The following is a 17,847-nucleotide window of genomic DNA, read 5'->3' as shown; positions in this document are numbered from 1 at the left end:
TCGCGGGCGCGGCAAACGCGCGTTTGCCCTCGCTTCTCGCGCGCGGCACAATCGGGCTTTCAGCGTCCGTATTTTGAAAGCCTACGACTTTGACGATTTCCACTCCGGCGCCTGCCCGCAGCGCCGCCGCCCACCCCTTCAGTTCCGTCGACGCTTTGGTCGAGGGCCTGGGCAGTGTCGGCTATATTGCGTCCCGCAGGATCGCCACCGCCCTCTACATGGCCGTGCACCTGCAAAAGCCGATCCTGGTCGAGGGCTCAGCCGGCGTCGGCAAGACCGAGCTCGCGCTCTCCACCGCGCGCTTGCTCGCAAAACCCCTGATCCGGATGCAGTGCTACGAGGGTCTGGACGAGTCCAAGGCGCTCTACGAGTGGAAGTACGGAAAGCAGCTGCTCTACACCCAGATCCTCAAGGACCGAATGGGCACCGCGCTCGCCGATGCGCCCAACATGGACGCCGCCATGGAGCGCTTGCACGGCATGGGCGACCTGTTCTTCTCCGAGCCCTTCCTGGAGCCCCGGCCGCTGATGCAGGCGCTCCGCCAGGACGACGGCTGCGTCTTGCTGATCGATGAGATCGACAAGTCCGACGAGGCGTTCGAAGCCTTCCTTCTTGAGGTGCTGTCGGCCTATCAGGTCTCGGTGCCGGAGCTCGGCGTGATCGTCGCCAAGACCCCGCCCCTGGTGTTCCTGACCTCGAACAATGTCCGCGACCTGGGCGATGCTCTGAAGCGCCGCTGCCTTCACCTGCACATCCCTCTGCCAGAGCCGGCGTTGGAGGAGCGCATCGTCGCCACCCGGGTGCCCGGGATCGAGCAGACCCTGACCCACCAGCTGGTGGCGTTCGTGCAGTCCCTGCGCACGCTCGACCTGCGCAAGGCTCCCTCGATCTCCGAAACCGTCGATTGGGCGCGCGCGCTGATCCTGCTTCATGCCGACAGCCTGGAACCGGCCATGGTCCGGGACACGCTGAACGTCATCTTGAAGTTCGAGCAGGACATCGCCGCCGTCGAACCCCAGATCGTCGAGCTGCTGCATCGGCGGTAAGGCGATGCAGCACACCCTCGAGGAATTCCTGAGAGCATTGCGGGCCGCCGACGTCCGGGTGTCACCGGCCGAGGCGATCGACGCGGCGCGGTCCGCCGCAGCCGTAGGCTACGCCGATCGCGAACTCTTCAAGGACGCGCTCTGCGCGACGCTCGCCAAGTCACGCGACGAGGTCGCCCGCTTCGACGAGACCTTCGAGACCTTCTTCGCCCGCGACCGGTTCAGCCTGCCCCCACCGCCGCCCGAACCGTCCGACGCCGACCCCTCAGTATCGGACGATGCGGCCGCCGGGTCGCCGCTCGCCCAGATGCTGCTGCAGGGTGACGCCGCCGCCGTCGCTCAGGCCATGGAGGCCGCCGCCCGCCGCACCGGCGTCGCCGAGATCCGACTCTCCACCCAGCGCAGCCGCATGACCCGTCGCCTGCTGGACGAGATGGGCCTGGCCGAGATCGAGCAGATCATCGCCAACGCGCGGATGAAGCCAGAACTCGAGGGTATGGCCGAACGCCTGGACACCGCTCGCAGGGCGCTGGCCGCGGAAGCCCAGCGCTTCGTGGAGCGCCAGCACGAACTTTACGCCTCAGGCTCGGGCAAGGCCCTGCGCGAGGAGATGCTGGCCAAAAAGGCCCTGAACGCCGATGGCGGCATCGATCCGGTCGACCTCGCCATGATGCAGGCGCTGGTCAAGCGGATGGCCAAGCGCCTCGCCGACCGGTATTCGCGCCGCCGCCACACCGCCAACCGTGGCCACCTCGACGTGCGCAAGACGCTTCGGAAATCCATGGCTCACGGCGGCGTGCCCTTCGAGATCGAGTGGAAGATCAAGAAGATCGACAAGCCCTCGATCGTGGCCATCTGCGACGTCTCGAAGTCCGTGGCCGCCGCAGCCCAGTTTCTGCTGACCTTCCTCTACAGCCTGAACGATGTGGTCGATCACCTGGACGCCTATGCCTTCTCCGGTCGGTTGATCCCGGTGAACGCCATCCTCGATGAGAACGGGGTCGAAGGCGCCATCCTGAAGGTCCTGCAGACCATCGGCTTTCAACAGACCGACTATGGCAAGGCGCTGGAGGATTTCTGCGAGAACCACCTGGCCCGCGTCGACCGCCACACCACCGTGATCTTCCTGGGCGACGGCCGGTCGAACTTCGCCGATCCAAGGCTCGACCTGATGCACCTGATCCAGCAGCGGGCGCGCGCCGTGATCTGGCTCAACCCCGAGCCCGAAAGCTACTGGGGCCAGGGCGACAGCGTCATGAACCGCTACGAGCGCTTCACCCACGTGGCCAAGTCCTGCAACACCCTGGGTCAGCTGGAGCGGATCATCGAAGACGTGCTCAGGTCGTACGTGCCGCACTGAGCTCGACGGCGCGGCTCACCCGCAGCCGGGCGGCGATCTCCGCGTGACGTCTGCGGCTGACGCCATACCAAGCCAGCGCCACGACCGATCCAACCCCGAACAGGGCGGCGAAGGGCCCCCACGCCAGGATCAGCAGGCGCAGCACATGCTCGGGCACGACGGCGTTCACTGTCATCCCCGCCGCCTTCGGGAAGTGCAACGCATCCAGAGCAAAGCCCGCCGCGACCTGGCCGAGCCCTGAGGCGGCCTTGGCCGCGAACCCGAGGCCCGCAAAATAGAGCCCCTCACGGCGGGCGCCGAACAGCATCTCGTGCTCGTCGGCGGCGTCGGCCATCATCGCGGGATACGCCACCACCGGGAACGCCAGGCCGAAGCCGGCGATCCCGACGTTGGCGATCAGCATCCACATCGCCACGTCGCCTGTAGGCGCGATGACCCCCAGCGCCCGCAGACCATGGATCACCGTGAGCGAGGCCATGACCACGCCAAGGCCCAGCATGCATGCCGTCCGCTTCTCGACGCGTGCAATCACGAGGCGCGCGAACGGCACGCCCACCATGATCGAGATGTAGAAGGACATCGAGACGAACTGGATCTGCTGCGGCTGCAGCTTCCAGACGAAGATGTAGGCGTGATTGTTCAGTGCGCCGTTGATCCCGGCGAGCATCCAGAACAGCAGCGCCGAGGCGAAGAGGGCGCGGAAGGAGCTGTTGCGGAACACCTCAGACAGCTCGCGGGGAAGGCCCGACAGCAGCGGCGCCGCCGGCGTCGCAGGTTGCGGGAGGCGTTTGGCGAAGCGCCAGACGCCAACGAGGCAGATGGCGCCGCAGACGAACAGCAGCAGCCCCATGCCCCGCCCGAACATCGGATAGTGTGCGCGTACCTGCAAACCGCCCTGGCCGGCAAAGAACACCGAGTAAGCGAGAATGACCATGACCAGGCTGATCGCGACGCCGAAGAAGCCACGATATGCCGCCACGCTGGCGCGTTCGGTGTACCCGCTGGCCATCTCCGCCCCCAGCGCTGCGTAAGGCAGGTTGTAGAGCGAGGCCACGCCGCGAAGCGACATCTTCGACATGACGAGCCAGCCGAAGAGGAGCAGTGGCTGGAGGCCGAGCGGCGGCGAAAACAGCATCCACAGCGCCAGGCCAGTCAGCGGCGCTCCGATCAGCATCAAGGGCAAGCGCCGCCCCAAACGCGTCCGCAGGTTGTCGGAGATCGAGCCGATCAGCGGGTCCATCACAGCGTCCAGGCACATGCTGATGCCAAGCGCCACGCCGACGGCGCTGCCCGACAGGCCAAGCACGGCCGTGTAGTAGAAGAACACGAAGCCGGCGACGACCAGGTAGCCGGACTCGATGGCCTGGCCGAACGCATAGACCAGCTTGACCCCGATGGGGGGCTTCAACTCCGATTGTTCGTGCGGCGGCGCGGCGATGTCCGGCGCTTCGACGAAATTCTCTGCAACCGCCACGTGGTTCCTCCCGACGGGCCTTGTTGAACTGACGGTAGCCCCCTGGACAGGGCTGGCAATCGGTGACGTGGCGGCAACGAGGCGATTGACCGGCGCGGTCACCAGCTGTCCACCCAGCGCAGCTTTTTCTCCGTGCGCGGCGGGACTGGCGGCAGGGCCTTCAGGCCCGCCATGATCCACTTACGCGTATCCGCCGGGTCGATGACATCATCGAGCGCGGGATGGGATCCGCGAGCCATGGCTTTGCCGCTTGCGTAGGCGGCGGCGACCATCTCGTCGAACCTGGCCGTGCGCGCGACCGGGTCCTCAATGGCGGCCAGCTCGTTGCGGTAACCGAGCTTCACCGAGCCTTCGAGGCCCATGCCGCCAAACTCTCCGGTGGGCCAGGAGACGCAGAACATCGCCGCCTGGTAGCTGCCGCCGGTCATGGCGATGGCGCCGAGGCCATAGCTCTTGCGCAGGATCACCGAGAAGATCGGAACCGTAAGATTGGCCCCGATCACGAACAGCCTCGAGCAGTGGCGGATCAGGCCGGTCTTTTCCGCCTCCGGTCCCACCATGTTGCCGGGCGTGTCCGACAACGACAGGACGGGGACGTCGAACGCCTCGCAAAGCTGCAGGAAGCGGGCGGCCTTGTCCGAGGCGTCACTGTCAATCGCGCCGCCGATATGCATCGGGTTGTTGGCGAAAACCCCCATCGGCCGGCCTTCCACGCGGATAAAGGCGGTGACCATGGCCAGACCGAACTTCGGCCGCAGTTCCAGCACGCTGCCGTCATCGGCGATCGTCTCGATGAGCTTTCGGATATCGTAGACCCGCAGCCGGTTCTCGGGGATCGAGCGGCGCAGCAGCCGCTGGTCCGCGCAGGTCCACTCCGCAAGCGGTCCCTGGAAGTAGGAAAGGTATTTCTTCGCTGTGGCGACGGCTTCGGCCTCGTCCTCGACAAGGATATCGATGGTGCCGTTGGCCTGCATGACCTTGATCGGCCCGATCTCCTCCGGCCGGAATACGCCCAGGCCGCCCCCCTCAACCATGGCCGGGCCACCCATACCGAGGGCCGAGTCCTTGGTCGCGATGATCACGTCGCAGCAGCCGAGGATCGCAGCGTTGCCCGCAAAACATCGCCCGGAGTTCACGCCGACCAGCGGCACGGTCCCCGATAGTTTTCCCCAGAACTCGAAGCCGCGCGTGAAGCCGCCGCCCTCGGTGTCGCCCGGCCGCCCGCCGCCCCCTTCGGTGAAGAACACGGTCGGCGTCCGCCAGCGATGGATCAGCTCGCTCATCCGGTCGAGCTTCCAGTGGTTGTTGGCCCCCTGCGTGCCGGCGAGAACGGTGTAGTCGTAAGAGAGCACCGCGGTGCGCGCTCGATCCTCGGGGAACCTGTCACCGTTGACGCTGGCCCAGCCCATGATCATGCCGTCGGCCTGGGTGGTCCGGATCAGTTCGTCGAGGCTGTGGCGGCGGCGGCGAGCGGCCACCACAAGCGGGCCGTATTCCACAAAGCTGCCCGGGTCGACGAGGTCCTCGACGTTCTCGCGCGCCGTCCGCTGACCGGTCTTGCGTCGCCTGGCCACCGCATCGGGCCGCGCGGCGTCCAGCGTCAGCCGATGGCGCTCGACGACCTCGGCCAGGTCCGGCCGGATGAAGTCGAGATCGACCTCTTCCTCCTCCGCTCCGCCGCCGCCGGCTATCTCCGCCTCCTCCAGGAAGGCCAGTGGATGGTCCTCGAAGACAGTGTCCCCGGCCTCAACGGTGATCTGCCGGACGATGCCGGAGACCTCAGCGGCGATTACGTGCTCCATTTTCATGGATTCCATGATCATCAGCGCCTGGCCGGCGCGCACCTCGTCGCCCACGGCGACCGAGATGTTTATGACCGTCCCCTGCAACGGAGCGCGCAGCGGCCGGGTCCCTTCTGGCCCCTCGGGTTCGTCTTCCTCCGCGGGCCGATCCGCCTCCTGCTTGCCCAGCGCCAGGATCGCCAGGGGATCGGTCGCGTCGACCTGATAGCCGACCTTCTGTGACCCGGCCGGCGCGGTCCCCCGCGCAGCGGCGTCGAAATAGAGCTTCGGGTGAGCCTCCGGTGCGCCGGCCAGCTCGCCCATATGCTCTTCGATAAAGCGGGTGTGGACCTCGCCGGCCGCCACCGCAGGCAGAGCGAGCAGGTTCTGCAGGAAGGCGATATTGGTCGGCGAACCTTCGATGCGGAATTCGCTCAACGCCCGGTAGGCCTTGGCCACCGCGCGGGACAGGCCGCCCGCGCCGGCGTGCACGATCAGCTTGGCGAGCAGGCTGTCGAACCGCGCGCTGGTGCGATAGCCGGCATAGCCGAAACCATCCACCCGAACGCCCGGCCCTGACGGCGGCTCGAAGGCCGCCAGCGTCCCTCCGGCCGGCTTGGCCGAGCCGTCGGCGGCCATGGTTTCCAGGTTCACCCGCACCTGCACCGCATGCCCGCGCGGCGCCGGCACATCGCCCTGGGTCAGGCGCAGCTCAGCCAGGGAGCGGCCCGCGGCGATCTGCAGTTGCAGCCGCACGAGATCAAGGCCGGTGACCTCCTCGGTGACGGTGTGCTCCACCTGCAGGCGCGCGTTGCCCTCGATGAACACAAAACGATCCCCGTCCACGAGGAATTCCATGGTCCCCAGGCTCGTGTAGCTGGCCGCCTCTCCGAGGCTGACGCCGGCGGCGAACAACGCCTCGCGAAAGGCCATCGGCAGCATGTCGGCCGGCGCGATCTCAATGACCTTTTGTCGCTGGCGCTGCAGGCTGCACTCGCGGTCCCAGAGGTGGCTGACCGAGGCCCCATCTCCCACGATCTGCACTTCGATGTGCCGGGCGTGCGGCAGGAACTGTTCGACGTAGAGATCGCCATCGCCGAACGCCGCCTTGGCCTCGGAGGCGCAGCGCTCGAACGCGGCGGCCAACTCGGAGGCCTGCAGCACCGGGCGCATGCCGCGCCCACCGCCGCCGGCCACGGCCTTGACCATCACCGCCGCGCCCTTGCCGAGGCCCGCGAAGAACTCCTGCGCCTGATCGAGCGTGGTGGCCCCATCGGTGCCCGGCAAGACCGGCACGCCGCACTGCTGCGCCAGCGCCCGCGCGCGAGCCTTGTCGCCGAACAGCTCCAGCGTCTCCGGCGTCGGGCCGACAAATGTCAGGCCTGCCTCGGCGCAGGCCCGCGCAAAGGCCGCGTTCTCCGAAAGGAACCCATAGCCCGGATGCACCGCGTCGCAGCCCGCCGCCCTGGCTGCGGCCACCACTTGAGCGATGTCGAGATAGGCGCCGGGCCCGGAGCCCTTCAGGGCCATCGCCTCGTCGGCTTTGCGGGTGTGCAGCGAGGTCGCGTCGTCCTCGGAGAAGACCGCTACGGTCGGCACGCCCATCTCGGCGGCGGTCCGAGCGATCCGGACAGCGATCTCGCCGCGATTGGCGATAAGAAGCTTCTGCACCCGGTCGTCCCCTTCGGTTCGCGATCTGGCGCCGCGTCCAAGCTATCAAGCGCAAGCCCGAGCCCAGGCCAAGCCCTTCCAGCGGGTTTCCGCCGCTGGGCAGGGAATATGTACCTTCCACCAAGCTTGGTATTCGGTTTCCAGCGCTGCCGCGGACACGAGGCTCCGGCCTCCTGCGAGGCGACCACGTCTTGGCTGCCAGGGCGGCCCTTGCGGTCCGCCGAGCGGCTGGGACGCGGCCCGATCCGGCAAGGTTGCGCCCAGACGCGCCTGTTCGGGAGCCTCAACCTGAATCCCGCCAACCAGTCGGACGGCTCAGGCCTTCAGCCGGCTCTTGTCGATCGGCAGGGTGCGGACGCGCTTACCGGTGGCGGCGAAGATGGCGTTGCAGAGCGCCGGGATCACCGGCGGCAACGCGGGTTCGCCAAGGCCGGTCGGCGGATAATCGGTCATCACGAACTTGACCTCAACCGGCGGCGAGTCAGCCATCCGCAGCAGAGGATAGTCGGTGAAGTTGCTCTGCTTCGCCGCCCCGTTCTCGATGGTGATCTTCTGGAAGAGCGCATGGCTCAACCCCTCGATCGCCGCGCCCTGCACCTGGTTGATCGCGCCCGCCGGATTGACGATCTGGCGGCCGACGTCGGCGGCGATCCAGACCTTCTCGACCTTCACCGCGCCAGTGGCCGCGACCTTGGCCTGGACCACTTCGGCGAAGTAGCCCGCGTGGCTGAAGTGGAAGGCGACGCCCATGCCCGTACCCTGCGCCAGCTTGGAGCGGCCTGCCCAACCGGACATCTTCTCGACCGCCGCCAGCACGCCCTTCATGCGCGCAGCGTTGTACTGCGCAGGCGCCTCGCCGACCATTGGCTTGTCGCCCAAGAGCTTCATGCGAAAGGCCAGCGGATCGGCGCCGGCCGCATGCGCCAGTTCGTCGATGAAGCACTGGTTGGCGAAAGCGATGGCGTTGGAGCCCGGCGCCCGAAGGGGCCCGGTCGGGACGCCCAGGGGAATCGTCGACTGGTCCATCTTGAAGTTCGGCACGAAGCGGCTGGGGAACTCCGTCCCCGCCATGCCGGCGCTCGAGGCCACGGCGTCGCCGTCGCCAAATGTCACGAAGTGGTCGTGCCAGGCTACGACGTTGCCGGCCGCGTCCACGCCGCCCTTGAAATAGTGGTAGCCCGCGGGGCGGTAGAAGTCGTGGTGCATGTCGTCTTCGCGGGTCCAGACGAGCTTGACCGGCGCACCGGCCTCGCGCGCGATCCAAGCCGCCTCGACCATGTAGTCGTTGGACAGCCTGCGGCCGAAGCCGCCGCCGCAGCGGGTCATGTGGACGGTGACGTCCTCCGGCTTGAGGCCGAGCGTGGAAGCCACCAGCTGCCGGCCGGGCTCCGGGTTCTGGGTCGGCGCCCAGATTTCCATCTTCCCGTCCTTGAACTGAGCGGTGCAGTTCTGCGGCTCCAGCGGAGCATGGGCCAGGAAGGGATAGGCGTAGGCCGCCTCGACCGTCTTGGCCGCACCCTTTAGCGCCGCGTCGACGTCGCCGTCCTTGCGCAGATTCTTCATCGGCGTGGCTGTGCTGAGCTCGGCTGCGCGCTTGTCGAAGTCTGCGCTGTTCTGCTTGGACGTGGGATGGTCTGCCCACTGAATATTCAAGACCTTGCGACCCTTGCGCGCCGCCCACCAGCTGTCGCCGACCACCGCCACACCTGGCAGCAGACCGTCGAGCTTCGTGCCGCCCTCAACCAAGAAGGCCTTCTTCACGCCCTTGACCGCGCGAGCGGCGTCGAGGTCGGCCTTGGTCACCTTGGCCCCGAACACCGGCGCTTTTTCGTAGGTCGCGTAGAGCATCCCCGGCACGCGCACGTCGATGCCGAACAGCGGCTCGCCCTTGACGATTTTGGCGACGTCGTACTGCGGCGTCGCCTTGCCGATGATCTTGTAGTCCTTGGGATTCTTCAGCGGGATGGTCTTGGGATCGGGCGCCGGCACGCCCGCGCATTGGGAGGCCAGCGAGCCGTAGCTCGCCTTGCGGCCCGTCGATACGTGGATGACCTCGCCGGCGCTGGTCTTGCACTCGCCCGCGGGGCAGTTCCACGCGGTCGCCGCGGCGTTCACCAGCATGGCTCTGGCCACCGCGCCCACCCGGCGCAACTCGTCCCAGTTCATAGGGGTCGCGAGGCTGCCGCCGGCGAACTGGCGGCCGAACAGCTTGGGATCGTTGTCGGCCTGTTCGATGCGGACGTTGTCCCAGGCGACGTCCAGCTCCTCGGCGATGATCATGGGCAGTGACGTCTTGACGCCCTGACCGATCTCCGGGTTCTTGGCCATGATCGTGACGATGCCGTTGGGCGCAACGCGGACAAAGGCATTGAGCGCCTGCGCGCCGGCGCCCTCGGCCGCTTCGGCCTTCGCGGCGATGCGGAAGGAAAGCACCAGGCCGCCGCCGACGACGGAAGCTTTCAGGAGGTCGCGCCGCGAGGCGCCGGGGAGTTCGAGGCTCATGATGTCAGGCCTTCACTGGCTGGCCGGAGGCCTGCTTGATGGCCGCGCGGATGCGCGTGTACGTGGCGCAGCGGCAGATGTTGGTCATCGCCGCGTCGATGTCGGCGTCGGTGGGTTTGGGTTTTGCGGCCAGGAGAGCCGTCGCCGCCATGATCTGGCCGGGCTGGCAGTAACCGCACTGGGCCACGTCGAGGTCCATCCAGGCAGCCTGCACCTTCTTGCCGATCGGGTGGTCGGCCATGGCTTCGATCGTCGAGACCTGGGCCGCTCCGACGGCGCTTACAGGATAGACGCAGCTGCGGACGGCCTTACCATCGACATGCACCGTGCAGGCGCCGCATTGGGCGACCCCGCAACCGAATTTGGGGCCAACGATCCCCAGGGTGTCGCGCAGCGTCCAGAGCAGCGGGGTGTCCGGATCGACATCGGCCTCCTGGACCTTGCCGTTCACGTTGAGCTTGAAAGTCATGCGCGCTCTCCAGAGACTTGGAGAAGTTTAGAGCCGCGCGACCACCCCCAGCAAGTAAAGAGCGTTATGTAATAAGGCTACCGAACGATGGGGAATTCGGTGCGCGCCCGGAAGCCATGCGGCTCGAACGCGAAGGCCACCTCGCCACCCTGGTTGCGCAAGACCTGCTTCAGGAGGCGGGTGCCGAATCCCGGATTGTTGGTTGTCGCGACCTCAGGCCCGCCGGTTTCGCGCCAGACAAAAGCGGCGCGCCCGTCGCCTGCGTCTTCAAATTCGACGGCCACCCGTCCGGTCCGGTTGGACAGCGCTCCGTATTTGACCGCGTTGGTGGCCATCTCATGCAGAAGGAGCCCCATGCCGGCGGCCATCTCTCCTCCGAGAACGACCTCAGAGAGGGCAGGGTCGATGTCGAACCGCGACAGACCGAAGGGCGCCACCGACTGGCCGATCACTTTCGCCAGGACCACCGCCCCCCTGCCCGACGCCGTCACCAGGTCCTGCGAATTCGCCATCGCTTGCAGGCGGGCCATGAGCAGTTCCTGGAACCCCTCGACCGTTTCCTGGCCGCGCGCCGTCTGGGTGACGATCGCCATGATCACCGCTATGCCGTTCTTTGCGCGGTGCGCCAGCTCACCCATCAAGAGGGCGCGGCGCTCATCCTCGGCCTTGCGCTGACTGATGTCCTGGGATGTGCCCACGACCAGTCTCGCCGCCCCGGCCTCAGTGGTAGCCACGCGGGCGTGGGCCAGGATCCAGCGCAGCTCGCCCGAGGGCGTTACGATGCGATGTTCCAGCGAGTAGTCGCCGCCGGCAGGCTTGTCGCGCGCCGACCGGAAGGCGGCCAGCACCTTTTCGACATCGTCGGGATGCACCAGTTCGAGGTAGCGCGGGATGGTCAGTTCGGCGTCCGGGGCGAGGCCGTAAATCTCCTTGTTGCGCTCTGACCAGTTGACCCGACCCGCCTCGATATCCCACTCCCAGAAGCCCAGGCTGGTGGCCTCCACCGCCACTTCCAGCCGGCGGCGCTGCTCTTGCAGCGTGGCCGCCATCTCGCGGCGGTCGGTGACGTCGATCTGAAGCCCGTCCCACAGCATGACGCCGTCGGGCTGCGGCCGCGGGAGGGCGACGAACCGGTGCCAGCGCACCTCGCCGTCGGCCCTACGCATCGCCACCTCGACGTCGAACGACTGCTCGGCGAGTCGCGCCTGCGCTTCCGTTGCGTCAAAGACCTTGCGGTGCTCGGGCAACATCATTTTGAACAGCAGGGCGGGATCGGCCATGGCGGCTTGGCCTGTCACCCCGTTCACCCCCAGGCAACGCGGGCCTGCAAAGGCGAAGCGGCGATGGCCGTCGGGCCTGGACTCCAGAACGAACGCCATGCCCAGCGAGCTCGCGTCGCTCTGCGACCTCACGATCGGATCGCCAGCCCTCAGGTTTTCCTCAGCGTCCACTGGATCCTGCAACGCCCCGCCCAACCGGCCCGCAACTTTGTCGTCACCCGCAGGGGCGAGCAATACCAGAAGAACGACGGTTTAGCGTTGCATAACCTCGTGCGACGCATCGCCCCAAGCCGCCCCGATCGCCTCTCGTTCAGGGCTTGGGAAGCACCACCACCGCATCGGGCAGCTCGTTCGGATTGTCGCCGGGGCGCGGGGGAAAATGCTCGGCAAGGACATCGCCGCACAGGCCTACGGCGGCCGCGAAACCCGCCTCCGGCTGACCCCGCTTGAGGCCTTCGGTCAGGGCCGCCATCGCGCGGTCCCAGACGTGTGGCTCGACGTGGTCGGCGATGCCGTCGTCGGCGATCAGTTCGGCCATCTGCTCGCCAAGCGAAACAAAGATCATGATGCCCGTCCTGGCGCGTGTCAGGTGCAGGTTCTTGGCTATGAACTGTTCAGCTGCGCGCCGCTGCACCCGCAGGCGCTTCAAGCTCCGCGGGGTCAGCGCACGCCGCACCGGCGGGATCGAAACGATCAGCGCCGTTACGATGAACAGCACCGCCTGCAGCGCGATGGCCCCGATCAGCGCATGGCGGATACCTGACTCGATGGCGACCCCGACGTCAGATGCTGTCCAGGTGGCGAAGACGTCCGGCACGCTCACGTGGACGCCGAGCAGCAGCAGCAGGGCGGGACCGAGGAGCGCCACGGCCGCCGCCCAGGCGATCGCCGTCTCGCCGTAGTGCGAACTTTCCTCGGTCACGACGCAGTAGATTTCACCTGTTGTGCGGGCCTCGGCCTTTCGCACAGCGGCCTCGATGGCCACGAGGTCTGACGGAGAGAGGGTCTTCATCACCAACTCCCCGAAGAGCCGCCGCCGCCGAACGAGCCGCCGCCGCCGGAGAAGCCACCGCCCCCTCCGCCGCCGCCGCCGCCTCCGCCCCAGCCGCCGCCGCGGCCGCCGCCCATGAACAAGAACGGCAGCCACCACATTCCGCCCATTCCACCGCGGCGCCCGCCGCTGCGCAGCAGGCCGGAGATCACCCAGAATATGATCAGGATGATCACGAAGACCGGGATGCGCGGCCCAACATCGCCGTTCGCCTGCTGCCGGGCCTGAGGCCGGGCGGCGGCCTGGGCGACGTTCGCCTTGGCCTGGTCGTCGGGAAGAGAGAGTTGGGCGATCAGGGCCTCGGTTCCGGCGACCACGCCGTCTTCCATGCGACCCTGCTTGAACTGGGGCAGCACTTTTTGCTGAAGGATCACGCTTGTAAGCGCATCGGTGAGCACCGGCTCGAGGCCATAGCCGATCTCGATCCGGACCTTGCGCTCCGCTGGCGCCACCAGAAGGATCGCCCCGTCATTGACGCCCTTGCGGCCGAGCTGCCAGGTCCGGCCGAGCTGATAGCCGAAGTCTTCGATCTCATAGCCCTGCAGGCTTGGCACGGTCGCCACCACCACCTGGTGGCCGGTCTTCGCCTCCAAGGCCGCGAGTTCACCGTCCAGCTTCTGGGCGGTGGCCGGAGACAGAATGTGAGCGCCGTCGACAACGCGCCCCGTGAGCGCCGGAAACTTCGGTGCGCTCGGCGCCGCCAGGGCCGCGCTCGCGAGCGCGAACACGGCCACTATCGCGACCACCACCCCTCCTCCGCGACGAAGGAGGGCGCGGGCGACGTCGGTCACTTGGTCGCCGGGGCTGCGGGCGGCGGGCTCCCAGGCGTCGAGCCCGCCGGCGCCGGCGGCGGGGCGGTGTCGAAGCTGACCGTCGGCGCCGACTGGGCCTGCGGGGCAGCCGAGAACAGCACCATCGGCTTGGACGCGGAGTGGATGGTTTTGGCGAACAAGATCTGCGGGAAGGTGCGAAGCGTCGTGTTGAAGTCCTGGACGCTGGTGTTGTAGTCGCGCCGTGCGATCGCGATGCGGTTCTCGGTGCCTTCAAGCTGGCTCTGCAGAGCGAGGAAATTCTGGTTGGATTTCAGGTCCGGATAGCGCTCCTGAATCATCATCAATCGGCCGAGCACGCCGGACAGCTTGTCCTGCGCCTGCTCGAATTGCTGGAACTGGGCCGGGTTGGTGATGGTCGAGGCGTCGACCTTGACCTGCGTCGCCGAAGCACGCGCCTCGGTCACCTCGACCAGCGTGCTTTTCTCCTGGGCTGCGTACCCCTTCACAGTGTTCACAAGGTTGGGGATCAGGTCGCTACGCCGCTGATACTGGTTCTGCACCTCGGCCCACTGCGCCTTGGCGGCCTCTTCCTTGGTCGGGATCACGTTGACACCGCAGCCAGCGATGATCAGCGGGGCGAGCACGATCAGTGCGACGCGCGCGAGACGGGTCCGGAATCGGGTCACGTGGGTCAGCCTCTCCAACCGCTCGATGTCGAGCTTGAACGTCCGCTATTTGGCCCCACCCGCCGATTGGCGCAACGCTGCACGGCATGACCTTGCGGTAAGGGCGCGCGCTTTTCAGGTCCGGGTGGCGAACTCCGTATCGCCCGTGGAGGCCACCACCTGGTCATCGAAACTCGCGTGCGCTGAGGTGTAGAGGTGGTGATAGAGGCCTGCGGTGGTCATCAGCTGGTCGTGGGACCCCTGTTCCAGGATGCGGCCCTGGCTCAGGACGATGATGCGGTCGGAGTCGCGGATGGTGCCGAGTCGGTGGGCGATCACCATGCAGGTGCGGCCGGCAAACAGCACTTTCAGCGCTCTTTGGATCGCCTGCTCGGTGAAACTGTCGATGTTGGCCGTCGCCTCGTCGAGGATCAGGATCTGGGGGTCGGCGACCAGCGCCCTGGCGAAGGACACGAGCTGCCGCTGGCCCATCGAGATATTGCGCCCACGCTGTCCGAGCTTGGTGTCGTAACCCTCCGGCAGCCGCATGATGAAATCGTGGGCGCTGACCGCCTTGGCCGCGGCGACCACGTCCTCGCGGGTGGCGCCGGCGGTGTTGTAGCGGATGTTCTCCTCAATGGTGCCGGTGAACAGGAACGGCTCTTGCAACACCATGCCGATCTTGCGGCCCAAGCTGTCGAGGGTGACATCGCGCACATCTTTGCCGCCCACCAGCACCTGCCCCTTGTCGGCTTCGTAGAAGCGGTGGGCGAGCGCAATGATCGAGGTCTTACCCGAGCCGGTGGGCCCGACCAGCGCCACGACCTCGCGCGGGCGCACCAGGAAGCTCACGTCGTGCAGGATCGGCCGCGCCGGATCATAGCCGAAGGTCACGTCCCGGAACTCGACGGTCGGCTCCTCCGCCGCTAGCGGCGCCGCCCCTGGCTTGTCCTGAATGGTCACCGCGACGTCCAGCACCTCGAAGATCCGGTGCGCGGCGGCCATCGCCCTTTGCATGATGGTGTACTGCATGGACAGCATCCGCACCGGATCGAAGAAGCGCTGCACATAGAGCACGAAGGCGATCATCACCCCGACGTCGATCCGCCCCCCCAACACCGCCTGACCACCGACCACGATGACCATCGCCATCGCCACGCCGGTCAGAACGTCGACGGTGGGCACCATGATCTGGCTCATCCACACCGCGCCGACCTGAGCCTTGAAGTTGTCCTGCGCCTTCTCGGCATAGAGCTCAAAGTTGATTTGTTCGCGCCTTGTCTCCTGGACGGTCCGCACGCCGTTTATGTTCTCCGCCAGCGCCGAGTTGGCGTTTGAGGAGGCGTCGCGCGCAAGGCGGAAGGCGCGTTTGGAGAACGGGAGCCAGACTGCACGGACAGCGATCAGCGCCGGCAGCACCGTCAGGGTCAGGAGGCCCAGCCGCAGATCCAGGCTGACCAGCATGACGGCGATGCCGATCAGCATCACGAAGTCGCCGACCGCGCCTGTCGTATTTTCGAGGAATTCCTGCAGCGAGCCCACGTCGCCCTGCAGCCGGCTCATCAGCCGGCCCACATGGGTCTTGTCCATGAACGACAGGGAGACGTCCTGGAAATGGGCGAACATGTGCCGCCGCACGTCGAAAATCACCCGGTTGGCCAGGCGCTGCGAGAGCCACTGTTCGAGGAAGAACATCGCCGCGAAGAGTCCGGCGGCCGCCGCAAACACCGCCAACATGAGGTGGAAGCGTTGCGGCTCGTGTCTCAACGCAGCGTTGGTCACCATGCCGATCAGCAGCGGCAGGCTGAGCTGCGAGGCGGCCGAGAACAGCACCGCGACCTGGGCTGTGATGAAGCTCCTGCGGTGTGGGCCCAGGTAGCCGAAGAACCGACGCGCCACCTTCGGATCGAACGTTCCGAAGATGTCGTCGCCTTCCGGCGAGCCAAGCGAGGCGCGTGGCTTGCGATGCTCCGAAGCCGGCATCCCTGTCGCCTCGTCGCTCACGCCAAGACCTCCAACTCGCCGGACGCCGCGCGGCTCTGCAGTTCGAACAGGCTGGCGTAGGTCCCGCCGGCCGTCACCAGCGTGGCGTGATCGCCGCGCTCCACGATCCGGCCGTCGTTCAGGACAATGATCTCGTCGGCATGCATGAGCGAGGAGAGCCGATGGGCGATGATCACCGTGGCCTTGGTCTTTGTAGCCCGCGCCAGGTTCTCGCGGACACGGCGCTCGGTGACGGCGTCGATGGCCGCCGTCGAGTCGTCGAAGATCATCACGCCCGGCCCCGGCACCACGCCACGCGCGATGCTCATTCGCTGCCGCTGGCCGCCGGAAAGCGCCACGCCGCGCTCGCCGACCCGGGTCTCGTAGGTCTCGGGGAGGGCCGCGATATGTTCGTGGATCTGGGCGGTCTTGGCCGCGCCGACGATCCTGTCGTCCTCCGCCCAGGGATCGGCATAGGCGACGTTGTGACCGACCGAGGCGTCGAACAGGAACGCCTCCTGCTGCACCAGACCCACGTATTCGCGCAACGAGGTCAGCGTCACATCCCGGATATCGGCCCCGTCGATCGTGATCGCGCCTTCGGTCACGTCGTAGAAGCGCGGGATCAGGTTGGCGATGGTCGACTTGCCCGACCCGGGCGGACCCACGATGCCCAGCGTCCCGCCCGGCCTCAGCTCGAAACTAATGTCGCGCAGCACCTGCTTGCCGGCCGCATCGTAGCGGAAGCCGACCGCCTCGAACCGCAGCACCCCCCGAGGGGCAACCAAGGGCTTGGCGCCCGGCCGGTCGGCGATCTCCGGCTCGAGGTCCAGCACCTCGAAAAGCCGCCCCCCGGAAGAGGTCGCTCTGGCGGCGGCATTGAAGATCATGGCGATCTGCCGAATCGGCCCCGACAGCAGCGTCATATAGGTGACGAACTCAGTGAGGCCGCCGACCGTCATCCGGCCGCTCAGCACCTGGTCGCCCCCATACCAGAGGAGCGCGCCCAGCGAGGCATAGTAGCTTACCTGCATCCAGGCCACGCCGCGGAAGCGCATGGTGATCCGCCGGTACTGGTGGCGCAGCACCTCTTGGGAGGCGGCGTCGAACTTTCCCATCTCGAAGGCCCGGCCGGCGAAGGCGCGCACCACTCGGATGCCCTGCAGGTTCTCCTCCATGGTCAGGGTCAGGATCGACATGAGCTGCTGCACCCGAAGCCAGGTGACCCGCAGCAGAAATCCCATCCGCGCCATCGCAATCGCGGCGACCGGCACGAACCCCAGTCCGATCGCCGCCATCACCGGGTCGGTGGAGATCATCATGTAGGCGGAAAAGCCGACCAGCAGGGCAAGCGAGATGGCCTGGAGCAGCGCGCCCTGGATGAAGGCCCGCGTACCCTCCAGGTCCAGCATGCCGCGGGTAATCAGGTCGCCGGAATGGATCTTGTCGTGGAAGCCGAACGACAGCCGCTGCAGCTGCTGGAAGAACCGCAGTCGCAGATCCAGCGCCACCTTCTGACCGAGGTATTCGCCCTGATAGCCGGCCGCCATCGTCAGGAAGCCGCGTGCGGCGGTCGCGATGATCACCAGGAGCGCGGTCATCTCCAGCCCGTGGCGCGCCTGGTCCGCATGTCCCGGCGCCGCCATCAGCAGATGATGGCTTTGGTCCACCGCGCGCCCCAGCAAGCGCGGCAGCGCCAGGGTCGCTATGGCGGCGAATAGCGACGTCGCGATCGCCAGCGCCATACGCCACGGATAGCGCATCGCCAGCCCGGCGATCCGGGCCAGCACCT

Annotated in this window: 12 protein-coding genes; 2 read left to right on the top strand and 10 right to left on the bottom strand. The window is 67.1% G+C overall.

All coding sequences use genetic code 11. The features are described from left to right. Positions 1-89: 89 nt before the first annotated feature. Together VGI62_RS16015 and VGI62_RS16010 are read left to right on the top strand one after the other, a co-directional pair. Entirely contained in the window at positions 90-1,046 is a 957-nt protein-coding gene (locus tag VGI62_RS16015) for a MoxR family ATPase (RefSeq protein WP_331505517.1), read from the top strand. Between the two features lie 4 nt (positions 1,047-1,050). After that, positions 1,051-2,406: a VWA domain-containing protein gene (locus VGI62_RS16010; protein ID WP_331505516.1), complete on the top strand. Its 1,356-nt coding sequence runs from the start codon at positions 1,051-1,053 to the stop codon at positions 2,404-2,406. Here VGI62_RS16010 and VGI62_RS16005 read toward each other — a convergent pair. The 10 genes from VGI62_RS16005 to VGI62_RS15960 form a co-directional block, all read right to left on the bottom strand. Then, on the bottom strand, positions 2,384-3,880 hold the full coding sequence (locus VGI62_RS16005) for an MFS transporter (protein ID WP_331505515.1): 1,497 nt from the start codon (positions 3,878-3,880) through the stop codon (positions 2,384-2,386). The two genes, VGI62_RS16010 and VGI62_RS16005, sit on opposite strands and share 23 nt — an antisense overlap. 98 nt (positions 3,881-3,978) lie before the next feature. Then, positions 3,979-7,332, bottom strand: a complete 3,354-nt coding sequence (locus VGI62_RS16000) for a carboxyl transferase domain-containing protein (protein ID WP_331505514.1) — start codon at positions 7,330-7,332, stop codon at positions 3,979-3,981. A 315-nt stretch (positions 7,333-7,647) separates the two neighbouring features. Further along, on the bottom strand, positions 7,648-9,834 hold the full coding sequence (locus VGI62_RS15995; RefSeq protein WP_331505513.1) for a xanthine dehydrogenase family protein molybdopterin-binding subunit: 2,187 nt from the start codon (positions 9,832-9,834) through the stop codon (positions 7,648-7,650). 4 nt (positions 9,835-9,838) lie between these two features. After that, positions 9,839-10,303 (bottom strand): (2Fe-2S)-binding protein, encoded by a 465-nt coding sequence (locus VGI62_RS15990; RefSeq protein ID WP_331505512.1) that lies wholly within the window; start codon positions 10,301-10,303, stop codon positions 9,839-9,841. 77 nt (positions 10,304-10,380) lie between these two features. Next, positions 10,381-11,715 carry a sensor histidine kinase gene (locus VGI62_RS15985; RefSeq protein ID WP_331505511.1) on the bottom strand — a complete coding sequence of 445 codons (1,335 nt, stop codon included), beginning with the start codon at positions 11,713-11,715 and terminating at the stop codon, positions 10,381-10,383. 178 nt (positions 11,716-11,893) lie between these two features. Then, positions 11,894-12,595, bottom strand: a complete 702-nt coding sequence (locus tag VGI62_RS15980; RefSeq protein WP_331505510.1) for a TPM domain-containing protein — start codon at positions 12,593-12,595, stop codon at positions 11,894-11,896. Beyond that, complete coding sequence (locus VGI62_RS15975; RefSeq protein ID WP_414695697.1) at positions 12,595-13,383, bottom strand: TPM domain-containing protein; 789 nt, start codon at positions 13,381-13,383, stop codon at positions 12,595-12,597. Before VGI62_RS15975 ends, VGI62_RS15980 begins: the two co-directional genes overlap by 1 nt. Positions 13,384-13,421: 38 nt before the next feature. Next, the gene (locus tag VGI62_RS15970) at positions 13,422-14,093 is read right to left on the bottom strand and encodes a LemA family protein (protein WP_331505509.1); all 672 of its coding nucleotides are present in this window, start codon (positions 14,091-14,093) and stop codon (positions 13,422-13,424) included. 114 nt (positions 14,094-14,207) lie between these two features. Continuing rightward, positions 14,208-16,076: an ABC transporter ATP-binding protein gene (locus tag VGI62_RS15965; RefSeq protein WP_331505508.1), complete on the bottom strand. Its 1,869-nt coding sequence runs from the start codon at positions 16,074-16,076 to the stop codon at positions 14,208-14,210. Next, on the bottom strand, positions 16,073-17,847 hold a 1,775-nt coding region (locus tag VGI62_RS15960; RefSeq protein WP_331505507.1), incomplete at its 5' end, for an ABC transporter ATP-binding protein. The genes VGI62_RS15960 and VGI62_RS15965, both read right to left, overlap by 4 nt.

Source organism: Phenylobacterium sp. (assembly GCF_036495085.1).
GTDB lineage: Bacteria > Pseudomonadota > Alphaproteobacteria > Caulobacterales > Caulobacteraceae > Phenylobacterium.
This window is presented reverse-complemented; position numbering and strand designations above follow the sequence as displayed.